This window comes from Aneurinibacillus terranovensis DSM 18919 (assembly GCF_000430625.1).
Lineage (GTDB): Bacteria > Bacillota > Bacilli > Aneurinibacillales > Aneurinibacillaceae > Aneurinibacillus_B > Aneurinibacillus_B terranovensis.
The window spans coordinates 1-17599 of record NZ_AUMJ01000061.1 but is presented as its reverse complement, the minus strand read 5'-3'; the positions used below and the strand labels follow the sequence as shown (position 1 = coordinate 17599).

The following is a 17599-nucleotide window of genomic DNA, read 5'->3' as shown; positions in this document are numbered from 1 at the left end:
TTGTGTTTACAAGTGCAAACATATGAATGAGAACATTTTAAACATAACCGCTTATTTTTCGTAAAGGGTGGGGAGAGAAACGGATGCTTCTTTCGGATATTGTGCAAAAGCCTGCTTTTACGATTGAACTGAATACACTACAGCATCAAGCACACCAAATTACAGCGAAGATGAGATCACTATCCCTTCAAGAAATACCCGTTCTCAATGAAGGATACTGGGCAGGGGTTTTTCGTATTTGTTCTCAGTCTTGTTCATCAGAAGCAGAAAATGGGGTTTGGATTCAGCATGTCCCCTTCTTTTGCGAAGATACTCAGGTAAAAGAAGTAAAGCTGCCTGTCGGATACAATTTGGTTGGTGTAGTAGATAAAAAAAATAGATTTGTCGGTGTTGTTTATGTAGCCGACTTGCAGGAGATAATTCACAATATATATAAGGAAGCCCTAGAGCGAAGCCGCCAGCTTGATTCCATTATCGAACATGCTTATGATGGAATCTTAATTACGGATGCACTGGGTTATGTCACAATGGTAAATCCAGCTCTCTGCCGTTTTTCCGGCGTACCTAAAAAAACTTTTGTCGGATCGCATCTGACTGAATTGGTTAGTAAAGGATTTTTTAAGGAAAACTCGACAACCTGGAAAGCTTTGCAGGAAAAACGGGAAGTAATTGGATTGCAACGATATCCAACAGGTCAAGAGCACATTGTAAGCGCTGTCCCCATTATTGACGAATCAGGAAAGATCAAAGGCGCGGTTTCTACCATTCGGGACACGACAGAACTCGCTAGATTACGGGAAGAATTGAATATAGTACAAAACCGTAGTCAGCAGTATCAAATAGAATTATCGAAGCTTCGCAAACAAGTTCAATCTGAGGAAATTATTGCGGTCTCTCCGCAGATGTTAAATGTATTTGATTTGGCAGAAAGGGTAGCCGGTTTTGATTCTACTGTTTTAATACTGGGGGAGTCTGGAGTCGGAAAAGAAGTACTTGCTTCTTTTATTTATAAAAATAGCGCCCGTTCGCATGGCCCTTTCGTGAAAATCAATTGTGGAGCTCTTCCGGAGGAGTTACTTGAATCAGAATTGTTCGGTTATGAATCAGGTGCTTTTACCGGCGCCAAAAAATCCGGAAAAGTCGGATTATTCGAGGCGGCCGAGGGTGGGGTGATCTTTTTAGATGAAATTGGCGAAATGTCACCTTCCCTTCAAGTAAAAGTCCTTCGCGTTTTGCAAGAACAGGAAATTACCCGGGTGGGTGGAGTCGAACCTGTTCAGGTGAATTGTCGAATTATTGCCGCTACTCACCGCAATTTGCAGGAGCGGATTCAGCAGGGATTGTTCCGCGAGGATTTATTTTACCGGCTTTATGTGGTTCCGATCCATATCCCGCCTTTACGTGAAAGGCATGAGGACATTCCAGCCATGATTCAGTATTTTTTAAATCGGTACAATCAAAAATACGGGACAAAAAAAATAATTCACTCGCATGTGATTCAAATTTTGCAACAGTATCCGTGGCCGGGGAATGTTCGGCAATTGTCCAATCTGATTGAACGTTTGGTCGTTACTATACCGGATTCTACCATCCAGCAGCATCATCTTCCGGGTGATGTCATGTCTTTGCAGGATTCCTTGACAAAGCCCGATCATCATCCTTCTTTACCAATGGAAAAGGCGGAATATGCAAAAGATATTTCCGTTCTTCAAACGACAGATGAAAATATGAGCTATAACGCTTTTAACGAAATGGAACGTGATTTGATCATTCAATCATTATCCCGTTACGGTTCGATCCGCAAGGTGGGACAGGCTCTTGGAGTTTCCCACACCACCGTCATTAAGAAAATGAGAAAGTACGGCATTGAGCGAAAAAGGGAAGTGTAAGTATTTTTAACTGGAAAGAAGGGGACAACATGAGTTTACGAGAGATATTACATCGTATTCAAAACGGAGAGATCTCTGTTGAACAAGCGGAACAAGAAATTCGCGGCTTTGAAGATTTGGGGTTTGTGAAAATCGATTATGCCCGGGAAGCTCGAACGGGATTTCCGGAGGTTATATTTGGAAGAGGAAAGACACCAGAGCAAGTCAGGCTTATTTTTTCCCGAATTCATCAGAAGCATGGAAAGGCAATGGTTACGCAAGCCAATGAAAAAATGGTGGAGCTTGTTAGGCAGGATGTTCCAGATGCCATTTACGATCCAATGTCACGTTTAATCACAATCGGCAGGAGAGAAAAAACTTTTATTGGTACAGTAGCTGTTATTTCCGCGGGGACCGCAGATCTACCGGTAGCCGAGGAAGCAGCCCAAACAGCTGAGTGGATGGGAAATAAAGTTGATCGTATCTATGATGTTGGGGTAGCGGGAATTGATCGCTTGCTTGCTCAGCGGGAGCGGATTCAGGCAGCCAGTATCGTCATTGTTGTTGCCGGAATGGAAGGTGCGTTAGCGAGCGTCGTGGGGGGGTTAGTACGTCGTCCGGTAATCGCTGTCCCCACTAGTGTCGGTTATGGTGCGCATTTTTCTGGATTGACCCCATTGTTATCCATGCTCACCTCTTGTGCGGCGGGTGTCACGGTAGTTAACATTGACAATGGATTTGGTGCTGCTGTGGCTGCGTCTATGATCCAACAGGCTATCCAGGAAGGATTTACATCAGGATATAGGTGATATCCGCCATTCCCTCAGCACGGAGTATTTGTGTAATCTTTGGGCTTCCGTAAAGACGACGGGACTACAGGAAGATGTGTTGGATTTGCTTAGCTAGTTTTTCCCGCCACTTCCGGCGCTAGCTGGTAGGCCGCTTTAACCAAGCGTAATAACCGCTTCTAGAAACCTCAAATATCTGGCACATCTTCCCGACACGGAATTCGAAGCGGTGTTCATGGATGAAGGAATAAATCACTTCCGGTCTTTGATGAAGATGTGCATAGCCTTTTTTAAGATCGCATTTTTCTCCTGTAGGTCCTTTATTTACTTTTGAAGTTCGCGAATTGCAGCATCCTCTGGCTTCAGGTTGCCACTTCCAGGAAAGGCTTGATTCGCATCCTTTTTAAACTGCTTCACCCATGCATACAACGTTTTCTCCGATATGCCTAGCTCTTCACTTGAGGTACTGATTTTCCTTGCTCCAAAATCCACTGGACAGTATTCATCTTAAATTCACGATCGTATTGTTGTTTCATGTTGGACACACCTCGACGTTAAGATCATTTTTTTATTATACAGGCCACCTACCTCTATATTCTTAGGAAAAATTTATAAACGATGGATAGATTTTCAGAGCAAGCTGCCGTCGGCCCCTCTAGTTCACCTTCCCTTCGGTTAGGTTCACAACGGGGCTACGTCCTCTTCCGCCACTACTGAAAATAAATCATTCTATTAACATACCTTGAGATAGGATGTACCTTAATCTCTATATTCTCTGTGTTCACTTTTTAGTCTAACATCACTTGGATTTCTTGGTACCTATATAAACCTTTCCCCCATTCTCGTAACAGCATTATACGCAGCGGTTATTTTAATGAGTGGATATAAACCAGCAAGAAGTGCTTATTATGTGATTAAAAGTGGGGCATTGGGTTAAAGTGGGCCGGGACTTGGTTCGTAAGCCAGTAGAAGATACTGTTGGAGAAACGATTATCATCAAAGCCGGTGAGAAAATCCCGTTGGATGGACAGATTATCGAAGGATCATCCAGTGTTAATCAAGCTCCTATTACAGGAGAATCAAATCCCAGTTGACAAAGGTATTGGGGATTCAATTTATGCTGGAACCTTGAACGAAAGTGGTTCGTTAGAAGTTAAAGTTACGAAATTAGTGGAAGAGACAACAATTTCACGCATTAATCACTTGGTTGAAGAAGCTCAGGAGAAAAAGGCTCCTACCCAGGATTTTGTAGATAGATTTGCCAGAATATACACTTCAAACCAACCCATGAAAGATATCGCAGATAAAGATCGGGAGTGGCGGCATCTTAACTTTTTTTAATCCCCCTGCTACATCCATGCCGAGCTTCCGCGCACGAACTGCGACTCATGCAACCGAATCATGCGGGTGCATGTGCCATGGGCATTGAATAAACCGAAGCATTATTTTACGCTTCACTTTGACGCGCTGATCATGCTTTTGTCTAAAGACGTGACGATCTTTATGGATCCTGAGCAGAAGAACGTCATGTGCGTGACCAAAGGGAAACACTCCAGTACTTGGAACGAATGCAGAAAACAGCTAGAAGCGCACGGAGGCAAGGCGCAAGTAACGGAAGTATGCATGGATATGTCGCCGGCCTTCATCAAAGGTACTGGGGAGCATTTCCCGAATGCGGCGATCACGTTTGACAAGTTCCACGTCATTCAGGCGGCCAACGAAGCCGTCGATGAGGTACGGCGGTCCGAGAGTAAAAGTAGCATTGAACTCAAGAATACGCGCTATATGTGACTGAAGAATCCAGAGAACCTAACCACGGCGCAGCAAGAGATGATGGACAAACTCAAGGACTGCGATTTAGATACGGCCAAGGCCTACCGAATGCGCTTAATCTTTCAATAGATCTACCGCTATCCTGCCGTGATTGAGCCGATGGTACTAAAAGACTGGATTCAGCAGGGACTACGTTGTCGTTTAGAACCCATGATTGAAGTGGACAGAATACTTCAAAAACACTATGACGGTGTAATCCGATGGTTTAGCTCTAAGCTTACCAATGGCTTACTTGAAGGCGTTAATAGTCTGTTCCAAGCTGCAAAACGAAAAGCTCGCGGCTACCGTTCGGACAAAATTATGGTGTATCTGCTGGCGGGGAAATTGAATTTGTCCCTAAAATCGTAAAAAAGAATTGGCAACAGCATGGAGCCACGCATCACTCGCATCACCAATTTCCTTGTCCGATTTTCAAAGGTTTTCTGGAAATTGATAGGGCGATTTTTTGCAAATAGTATCGCTAACGGCGAAGAGCCAACAAATTTTTATATCGTTGAAATGAATGAAAGCCTTATATAAAAGGCCTTTAAGCAAATTTAAACATACGTTTGTTTAGGCCGAGGATAATGAGAATTTCGTTTGGATTATGGGGTCAGACTCCCAATGCTTTAACTTAATAGGGGACTGACCCCGCCGCTCGCCGCTTTAACGCATTGCTACTATATAGTAGTGGGGGTCTGACCTCACATGGGATATTTTTCAAAATAACTTGTGAAAATGTGAGAAAATGTGATATTAATAAGAAGTATATAAGGAAAAAGTAGGTGTTTATATTGTTAGCGCACGATCGGCATGAAAAAATTATTGAAATGCTAAACAAAAATAAATCAATAAAAGTATCCTTAGCAACGAAAATGTTCAATGTCTCAAATGAAACGGTAAGGAGAGACTTGGAATATCTGGAAAGAGAAGGACGTTTGCGAAGAGTCAGAGGCGGCGCAGTTTTAGATGAGATCAACAGTAACGAAGTAAATTTCACTCTACGTGAAGCTAAAAATATCGATGAAAAAAGAGAAATCGCCCAAATTGCAGCTCGGTATGTTACGGAGGGACAATCGATTGCATTAGATGTCAGTACCACAAATACAGAATTTGCTAGAGTGTTAAAAGAGAAGTTTGAAAAGCTTACTATATTAACAAACTCTTTAATCATTGCAAATGAACTTGCGGAAAAACCCAATTTCACCATTATTATGCCTGGAGGAATTCTCCGAAATGAGGAACTATGTATAGTAGGGCATATGGCTGAGAATTTTTTTAAAGGTTTCCATATTGACCAATTTTTTATGAGTATAAGCGGGATCTCATTAACCGAAGGATTTACAGACTATGGGATTGGAGAATTTCAGGTAAAAATGAAAATGCTGGAGAGTTCACGGAATTGTACAGTATTAGCCGACAGCAGTAAATTCGACGTGGCCTCTCTTTTAAGGGTTTGTTTCTTCGATCGGATTGACCGAATTATAACTGATTCAAAACTGCCAGATAGAGTTCTGCAAAAATATACAAAAGAAGGAATTGAAATTATTAATAAATAGTGGTTTTCTTTTTTTTGAGAGGAGATTCCTCTCTCTTTTTTTGGGGAAAAGTGTGGTTTTTACAATTAAAACACAAATATTTACGATCGGTTCATATTTGATTTACAAATAATGTGTATTATTGTGGTGTAAAGAAATTATTTGTGGTATAAATTGTATTTTTGTGTGGTGATGAGAATGAATAAAGGTAAAAACAAACAAATATCCACAATGGTAATATTTATGTTGCCAGCTCTCTTACTATTATTGGCATTTTGGTTTATTCCAATGATCGTATCTCTATTTATTAGTTTTACAGACTGGGATTATATAAGTCCAAAGTTTTCTTTCGTTGGGTTAGAGAACTATACCAGCCTAGTAACCGATAAAGAGTTTTACAAGGTGATTATAAATACTCTATCATTCGTGGTGTTTACCGTATTGCCAACGATGATTATTGGTCTTACCCTCGCGCTGGCATTAAATAAAAAGATAGCCGGAAGCACTATTTACAAGGCAATTATTTTTTCGCCATGGGTCACACCAATGGTTGCGGTTTCCATTGTTTGGTCTTGGATTTTTCAACCGGATGTAGGACTTCTAAACTCTTTCCTTTCTGCACTTGGCATCCACAAAATAGATTGGCTTGGAAGCTCTTCGTGGGCGATGCCAGCCGTAATTATCGTTACTGTGTGGAAGGGCATTGGATGGGTAATGATCTTCTATTTAGAAGCGTTACAGCGTGTACCTGCGGATCTATATGAGTCAGCATCCATTGATGGAGCTCCAAAATGGAGAAGATTTCGCTATGTAACGCTGCCGATGATTTCTCCCACTACATTCTTTTTAATAATTGTAACTACAATTGATGCTTTACAAGCATATGATCAAATTCAAGTATTGACACAAGGCGGGCCTGCAGGAAGTACGAGAACATTGCTTTACATGTACTATCAACTGGCGTTTGAACAATTTAACATGGGACAAGCTACAGCGGTCTCGACGCTATTAGTACTCATCACAGCGTTATTATCAACGGTTCAATTCTTAGCTTCTAAACGATGGGTTCATTACTAAAAAGAGGAAGGAGCAATTCCTGAAATGAATTAATTTGAGGTTTGAACAAAAAAGAGCGCCTCCTGTATGCTGGGTCTCGAATGCACGACATTCACTGCCCTTATTAAGAGGAGGACGCTCAAGATGAAGTATAAGCACAAACAGAAGCAAAATCAACGGGTTCAAAAAATTACCGAATCCACGCTTGTAGTGGGGGCGGATATCGCCAAACAAACACATGTCGCCCGTGCAGTGTAAGCGTAAAATAGTCCCAACCTTGTGACAGGACGGGGACTGACCAAACTGGTCATGTGGATGAAGGAATTGCAACGGATTCATGCCAAGACAATCATTGTGTTTGGCATTGAACTGACCGGACACTACTGGTTTCCATTGGCGGAATTTTTGCAAAACGAAGGCATCCAAGTGGTTGTGGTGAATCCGCATCACGTCAACAAGAGCAAAGAGCTGGAGGATAACTCGCCCACCAAAAACGACTACAAAGATGCCAGAGTCATTGCGGATTTAATCCGGAATGGGAAGTACACCGAACCGAAATTCCCGAAAAGCGTTTATGCCGATTTACGGATTTTAATGAACCTTCGGGAGAAGGTGATGGTGAACTTGGGCCAGGTTCAAAGATGTATCCAAAACTGGCTGGACCGCTTCTTTTCGGAATACACGCAAGTGTTTAAGGATTGGGAAGGAAAAGCTTCGCTCATCACGCTTCATGGGTTTCCAACGCCGGATGAGATCGTCTCGTTAGGCGCCAACGAGATTCTCAAGCGATGGAAAACGGAAGTGAAACGAGGCGTAGGCCTGAAAAGAGCCGAGAAACTGGTTGCCGCTGCAGCTACCTCCATTGGGCTTAAAGAAGCCTTGCAGCAGCCAGAATGGAACTCAAAGCCTTGTGGAACAGTACGAGCTGTGTATGCGCCAACTTGACGACATCATGAAGTAGGTTGAGCACCTTCTGGAGCAGATTTCAGGAACTGTCGAGATGCTGACTGTGCCCGGAGTAGGAATTGTTACATTGGCCTGTTTTCTGGCGGAAGTTGGCGATCTGCAGGGATATGAGCATGGGCAGCAAATCATTCGACTCGCCGGCCTGAATCTCAAAGAGAACAGTTTCGGCAAAGAGAAAACATTAATTTATAGTGGGAGATGGGATGATTGAAAGAGATAGCTATCGAGGCACAACAAGAATTTTTGAAAGTGAAAAAAAAAGAAGAAATCACTCTTTCTCTTATTGTAAAAAAAACAGTAAGACATATTATACTAATTTTTTTTAGTGTAATCACCGCCTTTCCATTCTTTTGGATGTTAGTTAGCGCTATTAAAACAAGAGATGAAATATGGAAGTTTCCGCCTTCATTTTTGCCGGCAAAACCTCAATGGCAAAATTTTATTGATGCTTGGAATAGTGCATCCTTTGGACAGTATTTGTTTAACAGTATATTTACTGCAAGTGCCATTGTGCTGTTTCAAATCATCACGGCTGCCATGATGGCGTATGCATTAACGCAATTTCGATTTAAAGGTCAAAAAATTCTTTTTGCATCGATCTTAGCTGTATACATGCTTCCTGCAGCAACAACTTATGTGCCTAGTTATGTGATTTTAGCGAAGTTAAATATGCTGGATAGCTATCAAGGGATGATTCTTTCAAATGCAGTTAGCGTTTTCGGTATTTTCTTTATTCGCCAAGCATTCTTACAGGTTCCAGTTGAGATGGTTGAAGCAGCAAAAGTTGATGGCGCGAGTCATTGGTCCATTCTTTGGAAGGTTTTATTTCCGATGACCAAGTCATCATTTCTAACCTTTAGCTTAATAAGCTTTGTTCAAATGTTTAATAACTATCTCTGGCCATCGCTAATTCTAAAAAGCCAAGATAAATTTTTAATTACCATTGGTCTTCGCCAATTTTTCATTGAAGGGGGGGCATATGGAATCAAGTGGCCGTTAGTTATGGCGGGAAATGTGTTTGCTGTTGCACCACTGCTGTTATTGTTCTTTATCGCACAAAAATGGTTTATTAAAGGCATCAATGATCGTGGGGTAAAAGGTTAAATACTATAAATGTAATAGACTGCGGAGGGGAGGTGAAGTCTGAAAGTCTGAAATCCTTAGCAAACGCACTCAACAAGGAAAATGAGCATGCCAAATAAGCCGTTCCCAAGACGACTAAATGGTAAATTATGTATTGCTGATAGGGTGAAGGAAATCAGGTTGCAATCGTCATAATTCGGTAACCCTGAGTTTGTGCCAATAAAATCGCTTGTTCTACCGTAATTTCACGGTTTTCTGGACGAACATCGGATTTTTTATACAAATCAGGGTTATAGGGTTCTTTGTTCTTCAAGATGTGGTAGATGGCCGTTAACAGCATTCGCGCAATCGCAATAATGGCGCGTTTGTGGCCTCTGCGCTTTTTCAGTTGTAAGTAGCGGTTTCGGATTTCGGAATGTTTCGCGCTTTTGACTACAGCGGTTGCACACTGTACCAAAAGAGGCTTGATGTAATAGCCGGCTCTCGAAATCCTTACTGACTTTTTCTTGCCGGCACTTTCATCATTCGAAGGTGTAAGTCCTGCCCAGGAGCACAAATGCTTGGCTGTCGGGAACACGTCCATATTCACACCGTTTCCGAAACCACGGCAATGGCGGAAAACAGGTTTTTGAAGGACGGAACAGTCAAGATCAAGTTGATTTCCTTGGAGTAGGACTCGGCAAGGGAAAGAATAATGGCTTCCAAATCCGCTTTGCGGGATTCCAGGTCTTCGTAGTGTTGCTTGACAACCTTGATTTTTCCAACCTGTTCGGGCGTAATCAGTCCGTCAATCGCGAGTTCCAGTTCAGGAAGTTTCCCTTTCATGGAGCGGTGAATGAGCGGTTCGATGTCAAAAGACGTATCGTGCGGATTGTCCAGCAGCTTATCGATGATATTCATCGAGCTTTTGCCGAACGTATCGGAAACGACATTTCCAAGCTGAATGTTCGAAACCGTCAAGCTGTTCTGGAGCCGATTCTTCTCGCTCGACGAAAAGTTCGTCAGCTTAAAGCGGTAGCGCGTCAGGTCGCGGAGCTGCCGGATCGGCAAGGGAGGTATAAAGCTTCCCGCGACAAGGTCATGCTTGAACAAATCGGCAATCCATTGGGCGTCCTTTTTGTCCGTCTTCTTGCCACGAATGGCCTTGACGTATTTGGGGTGAGCCAGCGTGATGTTGCAGGAATGCTCCAGAATGTTGAACACGGGGATCCAGTATTTTCTGGTCGATTCCACAACAGACGGGGTAGACAATTTTTAAAGCCATAGGGAAGCTCCTTTCCGTGATATAAGAGATAGTCAGCAGGGACTGATTGCCCAGCAATAAACGAGTTGTTTATACAAAGATAAGTCTGCGTGCTCGAAGCGACACTTATTTGTGCTTGGAAAGGCAATCTACATATATAAACATGCGGTCACCGTATAATTGGGGCGGCCCACTCATCTCCGCGTGATTTGTAGTGTGCTGGTATCCCTGTAAATCAAGAATACAAAAAATCGCTCAAAGCTAACGGATTTCATTCCGTTTTGTGCCTTGAGCGAAGCGAAAGGAATGGGTATAAACATGAAAAAGAAGCTGTTAAAAAAATCAATTCTTGCAATGGCAATAGGAATCATGTCGCTATCTCTCTTGGCGGGATGTGGTACAAAAGAAAATGCAACTCAAAGCAGCCAAGGAAAGGATAAAGTCCAGATCGAATTTTGGTACGGATTAGGCGGGAAATTAGGAGAAAACATGAAGAAAAAAATCGATGCCTTCAACAAATCTCAAAATGAAGTCATCGTTAATGGAGTAGCTCAGGCAGATTATACCGAAACGTATCAAAAACTGCAGGCAGCAACGGCTTCGGGGCAAACACCAGCTGTGGCTCTATTGCAGTACACTACGGCGAATGTTTTAGCAAACAAGCAAGTGTTAGCATCTTTGGATTCTTTCCTTAAAAAGGATAAGGAATCAAATGTAGAAGATTATGTTCCTACCTTCTTAGATTTAGGTAAAGTAAATGGAAAACAATATGCATTACCTGCTTATGGCACAACTCAAGTTCTATATTTTCGCAAAGATATTTTAGCGAAATCGAACATTGATCCTTCTCAATTAAAAACTTGGGAGTCTTTAGGAGAGGCAGCTAAGAAAATCAAAGCTGAACAAAAAGTTTTTGGCTGGGAACCAATGTGGGGCAGTGGAAATTTAATTGATGCTTCATTAAGCGCAGGCGGAAAAGTTTTAAGCGATGATGGTAAAAAAGTAATGATTGATTCAACAGAGTGGGTTAATACATGGGATTTCTTCCGTAAAGCGATTCACGAAGATAAAACTATGCAAATTCATCACGGTGGTCAAGGTTGGGAATATTGGTATAAGACAATCGATGATGTAATGCAAGATCGTGCCGCGGGTTATACAGGTTCAAGTGGTGATCAAGGAGATTTAGATTTCACTAAAATTGTGGCAACTCCTCAACCAGGCTGGCAAAATCATGAGGCTGCTCCTGCAGCAGAGGCGCAAATGCTTGTCATACCTGCAAAGGCATCTAGTGAACAACAAGCGGCAGCTTACAAATGGATAAAGTATTTTACAAGCTCTGAAGTTACTGCAGATTGGTCTAAAAATTCAGGTTATATAGCAGTTCGCAAATCAGCTACTGAAGTTCCGGCTTATAAAGAATTTGCTGCTAAAAATCCACAAATTCTTGTACCCCTTGAGCAAGCGCAGCATGGAACACCTGGCTTTATTGATCCAACAGGCGGAAAGATCTTAGATGCTCTTTCGAAAGCAGCGGATAAAGTAGAAATTGAAAATATTCCAGCCGGACAAGCATTAAAAGATGCAAAAGAAGAAGCGCAAAAAGCTTTGGATAAGGTAGTGAAATAATGGTTACCACATCGTATAATTTCAAACAGAGCATTTCAGATGAAATGCTCCTTCCTATCTTTCATCATCATTTTGAAATGGCGGAAGGAACGAATTGGCTTTATTTTGAGATTAAAACAAGCAGAGCTTGCTGGTTTAACATGCTTGTGTTTGATCCACAAGGTGTTCTTCGTTTGCAATATATGGACGGAAAGGCACCGAAAGGAATTATGCTTCATCAGAATGCTATTCATTCAAGTGCAGGCACACTTCCAGGTCCGCTCCCTATTGGAGAATGGAGAATAGAAGTATTCGTAACGGACAAGGGGATTACGGATACGATAAAAAAAGAATTAGAATATCAAATTACATGTGAAGCGGGCAATCAAGAACTGCCGAAAAAAGTAGAAGCTATTACCCCTTTTGGCGGAAATAAGTGGGCAGAGTATGATTTGAGTGGTCTCACATTAAATTTGTATAAATGGGATGAAGTTATCAATAAGGAAGCAAGATGGTATAAAGGAGATTTTCATACGCACACGATTTTATCTGACGGCAATATGACTCAGGAAGATAACTTAAAAATGGCTAAGCAACAACAACTGGACTTTTTTGTTGCTACTGACCATAATATTGTTTCAACTTCATGGGCTAAAGGTGAGATTCTAGTGATTCCAGGTGTTGAAATTACTTCTACAAAAGGGCATTGGAATGCATTAGGAGTCAAAAAATGGATTGATTATCTCCCAAGCAGGGAAGATGGTGGGTTGGAAACAACTCAAGGAATGAACAATCTCTTTAAGGAAGCAAAGGAATCAGGAACACTTTGTTCTATGAATCACCCATTCCTTTTTCCATGGCATTGGCAGATGGAGGACACATCTTTATCAGATCTTGACAGCATTGAGATTTGGAATGACCCGACTTTTCAAACAAATCCAAAAGCTACAGAAAAAGCCCTTCTCTTCTGGTCCCATATTTGGAATGAAGGCTACACCCTTACAGGTATAGGTGGTTCTGATTCCCATTTGCTTCCGAGCGATAGCTATGAACCAGGTGGAGACCCCTCTTTAATAGGAGATCCTGGCACTTATGTATGGGCTGAGCATTTATCCGCCTCTGCGATATTGAAAAATGTAAAAAAAGGGCATGTTTATGTATCGAGAGGACCGACAATTACCTTCACTGCTCAGGTAGGAAAGTCCAAACATAAAATTGGTGAAAATTTAACAGATGTGATGGATAAAAATGGGTATGAAGCGATTTGTCAGGTTAAATTAGATTACAAACATGAAGATACAGTGGTTCACTGGATTGAGGATGGAAAAAAGGTACACGAAGAAAAAGGCCTTTCTTCCACTTATTCAGTAAATTGGGCAGATAAAGCTTATCACTGGCTGCGCATAGAAGTACGTACAATAGAAGGAGAACTACTTGCTTTTACAAACCCAGTTTATTATGGAGAAAAACACCCGGAAGTCAAGACTTGGGACAAGCTTTTGGAAAAGGCAGGGTGGTTAGGGATTGAAAATTAAAGGAATTCTTTTTGACAAAGATGGAACTTTATTAAAGTTCGGATCCATTTGGATCAAAGTAATTGATGATGTAATCAATCAATTGCTGCAAGTAATAGGCGAAACTGGTAATTTTGAACTCAAACAAAAACTGGGTATCTCAATTGGACTTATGAATGGAGAAGTGGATGAAAAGGGAATTTTAGCATCTGGGACATCTTTGGATATTTCCAGTGCATTTAAGGAAGTTCTGCCAATTGAGGTACCATCTTTACACCAGTGGATGTCAGAGCAAATTTTTATAAAATCAAGGCAATGGATAGAATATGTAGAGCCTGTTTGTGATTTATCCCCGCTTTTTTCAATAATTAGAAACAAAGGAATTGTGATTGGTATTGCTACTGCAGATGACTATGAAACTACTACACTTTGTTTGGAGTATTTAGGCATTCAAGATGATATACAATTTTTAGGAACTGCCGACTTATATGAGAAAAAGCCTTCACCTCAAATGGTAGAAATTTTTTGTGAGAAATTTGGACTAAAAGCTGAAGAAGTTGTCATCGTTGGTGATACTGTTGTTGACTTACAAACAGCAAAAAATAGCAAGGCTGGATTCGGAATTGGCGTATTATCAGGAGTAGGCACTGAAAAAGAACTTCAGAAGCTTGCTAATTTTGTGATCCCAACTGTTCAACATCTGATTGATGAAAATGACAACTTCATTTTTGATAAAGGAGCCATTCCTGTAATGAAGTAATTTGAGCTTTGAAAGAAAAAAGCGCCTCTAGTATACTGAGGAACGTTCCATCCAAGAACAAATCCCATATACGAAAAGAGGCACTTACTTATGAAGCATAAGATGAAACAGAAACAAAATCAACGTATTACAAGAATTACCGAAGCAACGCTGGTTGTGGGCGCAGATATTGCAAAGAGGATTCACGTAGCTCGTGCTGTGGATTTTCGAGGTATAGAGCTCGGAAAGGATTGCGTGTTCAGCAACAATCAAGAAGGCTTGATGCAACTGGTCATGTGGATGAAGGAACTTCAACAAGTTCATGGCAAAACAGATATTGTTTTTGGTATCGAGCCTACGGGACACTACTGGTTTCCATTAGCTGCATTTTTACAGGATCAAGGGATCAAAATCGTTCTCGTCAATCCACACCATGTGAACAAAAGCAAGGAACTTGAGGACAATATGCAGACGAAAAGTGACTATAAAGATGCGAAAGTCATTGCCAACCTTATTCGAAACGGGAAGTATACGGAGCCCAATCTACCGACAAAGGAATATGTGGACTTACGGATTCTGACGAATGTTCGAGAGAAGGTCACGGAAAGCTTGAATCGAGTATAGGCAAGGGTTGCAAACTGGTTTGACCGCTACTTTCCTGAATATTCTCAGGTGTTTAAGGACTGGGAGGGCAAAGCGTCACTCATGACCATGCGTCAATTCCCAACACCAGAAGAGATTGTCTCCAAAGGCGCCAGAGGCATTCTTACGTGTTGGAAGAAGGAAGTGAAGTGTGGAGTAGGCATCAAGAGAGCAGAGCAGCTTTACGCAGCTGCAATGTCTTCGATCGGGCTCACCGAAGGGCTGACAGCCGCTCGCGTCCAGCTTGAATTGTTGTTGGAAGAGTTTGATCTATATATGAAGCAGGAAGAGAAGATAATGAATGACGTCATGCAGATCCTTGAAAAGATTCCAGGAACGGCAGAAATGCTGACCATTCCAGGAGTAGGCATTGTCACTATCGCCGGTTTCCTTGCTGAAATTGGGGATATAAATAGGTATGACCATGGACAGCAGATTATACGCTTGGCTGGATTGAATCTCGTAGAGAACAGTTCAGGTGACCGCAAAGGAAAGACGGGAATAAGTAAGCGAGGACGTTCTCGTCTGCGGGCATTGCTATTCCGTTGTATCTTACCGTTGGTGGCTAAAAACGAAGAGTTTAAAGCGCTGCACAAGCAGTACACGACACGAAGCCAAAACCCGTTAAAGAAGAAGCAGTCTCTCATCGCATTGTGTGGAAAACTGATTCGCGTCCTTTATACACTGGGGACAAAGCAGAAAAAGTACAACGCTAACGATGTGTTAGGACCCGTTCGTCAAGCGCAGTTACAACAGGCTGCTGCCTAAATAGAATCAACATTCGATCATCTAATTTTCACTTATTCACATGTGCATAACAATGACAATGGAAGCACCGGAGAAGCCGAAGAACCACACACCATAAGGGCAACGACCCTGTAAAGGAGCAAGAATCGGCATCCACCCCTTGAGAGGTAGAACGAAGGAATGTAAGGGCATAGACCCAGCGTGACATGGGAGGGTAAACCACAAGGGAACATGTGGAGATCCATTGTGCGATCATATTGTTCACCCATTGTTTGGAAATAGGGCTCCAAGCTCTACTTCCCCTTACGCCTATAGAGGAAAAATATCACACTAAAGCATATCCACTTCCACCTCTTGTGAAAAGTCATTGATGAAATCCTGAGAATGAGTGAGGAAATACGAGAAAACAATTAATTATAGTGGGAGGTGTTAGGATAGATGATTACTCTATCACTACAAAATATCGACAAGTTTTATGAAAATGGTGTACAAGCTGTTAAAGAGTTGAACATGGACATAGAACAGGGAGAGTTTATTGTAGTAGTTGGACCTTCAGGCTGTGGTAAATCGACAACACTTCGAATGATTGCAGGGTTTGAAAAGGTAACTAATGGTCAAATTAAAGTGAAAAACAAGGTAGTTAATGACTTAGAACCAATGAAACGCGATATGTCGATGGTTTTCCAAAGCTATGCTTTATACCCTTATATGACAGTTTTCGATAACATCGCTTTTCCACTAAAGATGAGAAATCTTGGCAGAATCGAAATTAAAAGAAGAGTCGAAGAGGCAGCCGAAATTGTAGGAGTTTCACATTATTTAAAAAGAAAACCAGGGCAGCTTTCAGGTGGTCAACGTCAACGTGTAGCCTTAGCCAGAGCTATTGTGGCAAATACCTCAATATGTTTGATGGACGAACCATTATCCAATTTGGATGCAGCTTTAAGAACTGAAATGAGAAAAGAAATTAAAAGGTTCCATCAGTATTTAAAGAATACTGTTGTTTATGTCACACACGATCAGGTTGAAGCAATGACTTTGGGAACCCGGATTGTCGTAATGAAGGATGGAATGATTCAACAAATGGATACTCCTAAAAACATTTATGAAAAACCCGCAAACACATTTGTAGCAGCTTTTATTGGAAATACTCAAATGAATATTTGTACCGCTGCTATTTTAAAAGAAGAAGACCAGATCAAATTGCTGTTTGCAGGAAGGAAGTTGGCCATTCACTCGAAGATAGCAAGCGTGTTCGAAAACAACCATTATATTAATAAGGATGTATTAATTGGTTTTAGAGCAACTGATGTACGATTTGAGGAAGGATTTAAAGCAGAAGTGGAACATGTTGAGCATTTAGGAAGTCAGCAGAATGTAACGACAAAGTTAGGTGATCATACTATTTATTTACAGGCCCCAGCTTCATTGGTTATAAATCAGTCCATCTCTTTTTCGATTATGATGGAAAAACTACACTTTTTTGATGCTGAAACGCAAAAAAGAATGAGTTAATGAATGAGGGATTATTTTGGAATGGTTTTTATTAATTGTGACAATTGGGTTGGTTCATTGTAAAATGAAATGCAACAAATAAAATATCACAAAAGCCACGGTAATTCCGTTATGATTAAGTCGACCAAACCAATTCATAACAGGAGGAATTACCAATGGCTCGCTCTTATCGTAACACAAAGAAACGAACCTTTACACATTTGAATGCATTTGATCGTGGTAAAATCCAAGTTCTGTGGAAACAAGGGAAGTCCCTACAAGCGATTGCAAACGAGATCGGCTGCCACAAATCCACGATCTCACGAGAACTCAAACGTGGCAGAGTCACCCAAAGACGATCGGATCTAACGGAACATACCGTCTATTTCCCTGACACTGGACAAGCCGTTTACGAAAAGAACCGTTCTCATTGTGGTGCGAAGTACAAACTTGCTCAAGCCTCTGAATTCATCCAATTCGCTGTAGAAAAGATGCAAAAGG

13 protein-coding genes and 4 pseudogenes are annotated in these 17599 nt (G+C 41.5%); 14 read left to right on the top strand and 3 right to left on the bottom strand.

Annotated elements, in window-relative coordinates; translation table 11 throughout:
• The first annotated feature begins 83 nt into the window (after positions 1-83).
• Together H525_RS23785 and larB are read left to right on the top strand one after the other, a co-directional pair.
• Positions 84-1889: a sigma-54 interaction domain-containing protein gene (locus tag H525_RS23785; RefSeq protein WP_051330987.1), complete on the top strand. Its 1806-nt coding sequence runs from the start codon at positions 84-86 to the stop codon at positions 1887-1889.
• 29 nt (positions 1890-1918) lie between these two features.
• Positions 1919-2677: a nickel pincer cofactor biosynthesis protein LarB gene (larB, locus tag H525_RS0111710; protein WP_027416379.1), complete on the top strand. Its 759-nt coding sequence runs from the start codon at positions 1919-1921 to the stop codon at positions 2675-2677.
• Positions 2678-2980: 303 nt separating this feature from the next.
• Here the strand turns inward: larB and H525_RS29520 are convergent, their stop codons facing one another.
• A complete protein-coding gene (locus tag H525_RS29520) occupies positions 2981-3148 on the bottom strand; it encodes a transposase (RefSeq protein ID WP_081413365.1) in 168 nt (55 codons plus the stop codon).
• 307 nt (positions 3149-3455) lie between these two features.
• Between H525_RS29520 and H525_RS26325 the strand changes: the two are divergent.
• The 6 genes and pseudogenes from H525_RS26325 to H525_RS23765 all read left to right on the top strand — a co-directional run.
• A pseudogene (locus tag H525_RS26325) lies at positions 3456-3931 on the top strand (P-type ATPase actuator domain-containing protein); the annotation flags it as partial.
• Between the two features lie 3 nt (positions 3932-3934).
• Positions 3935-4837: pseudogene (locus H525_RS29515) on the top strand (ISL3 family transposase); the annotation flags it as partial.
• A gap of 425 nt (positions 4838-5262) precedes the next feature.
• Positions 5263-6027 carry a DeoR/GlpR family DNA-binding transcription regulator gene (locus tag H525_RS0111685; protein ID WP_027416375.1) on the top strand — a complete coding sequence of 255 codons (765 nt, stop codon included), beginning with the start codon at positions 5263-5265 and terminating at the stop codon, positions 6025-6027.
• A 177-nt stretch (positions 6028-6204) separates the two neighbouring features.
• Positions 6205-7083 (top strand): carbohydrate ABC transporter permease, encoded by an 879-nt coding sequence (locus H525_RS0111680; protein WP_027416374.1) that lies wholly within the window; start codon positions 6205-6207, stop codon positions 7081-7083.
• A gap of 123 nt (positions 7084-7206) precedes the next feature.
• A pseudogene (locus tag H525_RS29510) lies at positions 7207-8206 on the top strand (IS110 family RNA-guided transposase); the annotation flags it as partial.
• 29 nt (positions 8207-8235) lie between these two features.
• Positions 8236-9132: a carbohydrate ABC transporter permease gene (locus H525_RS23765; RefSeq protein ID WP_051330986.1), complete on the top strand. Its 897-nt coding sequence runs from the start codon at positions 8236-8238 to the stop codon at positions 9130-9132.
• A 154-nt stretch (positions 9133-9286) separates the two neighbouring features.
• Here the strand turns inward: H525_RS23765 and H525_RS28585 are convergent, their stop codons facing one another.
• Positions 9287-9694 (bottom strand): transposase, encoded by a 408-nt coding sequence (locus tag H525_RS28585; protein WP_245590469.1) that lies wholly within the window; start codon positions 9692-9694, stop codon positions 9287-9289.
• 2 nt (positions 9695-9696) lie between these two features.
• Complete coding sequence (locus H525_RS28580) at positions 9697-10344, bottom strand: IS110 family transposase (protein WP_425387686.1); 648 nt, start codon at positions 10342-10344, stop codon at positions 9697-9699.
• 328 nt (positions 10345-10672) lie between these two features.
• Between H525_RS28580 and H525_RS0111660 the strand changes: the two genes are divergently transcribed.
• From H525_RS0111660 to H525_RS0111635, 6 genes and pseudogenes are all read left to right on the top strand, one after another.
• Positions 10673-11983 (top strand): ABC transporter substrate-binding protein, encoded by a 1311-nt coding sequence (locus H525_RS0111660; RefSeq protein ID WP_245590462.1) that lies wholly within the window; start codon positions 10673-10675, stop codon positions 11981-11983.
• Positions 11983-13497, top strand: a complete 1515-nt coding sequence (locus tag H525_RS0111655) for a CehA/McbA family metallohydrolase (RefSeq protein WP_027416372.1) — start codon at positions 11983-11985, stop codon at positions 13495-13497. Before H525_RS0111660 ends, H525_RS0111655 begins: the two co-directional genes overlap by 1 nt.
• Entirely contained in the window at positions 13487-14236 is a 750-nt protein-coding gene (locus tag H525_RS0111650; RefSeq protein ID WP_027416371.1) for an HAD family hydrolase, read from the top strand. The genes H525_RS0111655 and H525_RS0111650 overlap by 11 nt, the downstream gene beginning before the upstream one ends.
• A gap of 90 nt (positions 14237-14326) precedes the next feature.
• Positions 14327-15625: pseudogene (locus tag H525_RS23755) on the top strand (IS110 family RNA-guided transposase).
• 417 nt (positions 15626-16042) lie between these two features.
• Positions 16043-17119: an ABC transporter ATP-binding protein gene (locus H525_RS0111640; RefSeq protein ID WP_027416370.1), complete on the top strand. Its 1077-nt coding sequence runs from the start codon at positions 16043-16045 to the stop codon at positions 17117-17119.
• Between the two features lie 155 nt (positions 17120-17274).
• Positions 17275-17599, top strand: a 325-nt coding sequence (locus tag H525_RS0111635; RefSeq protein WP_027416369.1) for a helix-turn-helix domain-containing protein, incomplete at its 3' end; no start/stop codon positions are given.

Bases quoted from the DNA above. Each gene is read 5' to 3' on its own strand.
- H525_RS23785 (WP_051330987.1), top strand. From the start codon at position 84: ATGCTTCTTTCGGATATTGTGCAAAAGCCTGCTTTTACGATTGAACTG.
- larB (WP_027416379.1), top strand. From the start codon at position 1,919: ATGAGTTTACGAGAGATATTACATCGTATTCAAAACGGAGAGATCTCT.
- H525_RS0111680 (WP_027416374.1), top strand. From the start codon at position 6,205: ATGAATAAAGGTAAAAACAAACAAATATCCACAATGGTAATATTTATG.
- H525_RS28585 (WP_245590469.1), bottom strand. From the start codon at position 9,694: ATGGACGTGTTCCCGACAGCCAAGCATTTGTGCTCCTGGGCAGGACTT.
- H525_RS0111660 (WP_245590462.1), top strand. From the start codon at position 10,673: ATGAAAAAGAAGCTGTTAAAAAAATCAATTCTTGCAATGGCAATAGGA.
- H525_RS0111655 (WP_027416372.1), top strand. From the start codon at position 11,983: ATGGTTACCACATCGTATAATTTCAAACAGAGCATTTCAGATGAAATG.
- H525_RS0111640 (WP_027416370.1), top strand. From the start codon at position 16,043: ATGATTACTCTATCACTACAAAATATCGACAAGTTTTATGAAAATGGT.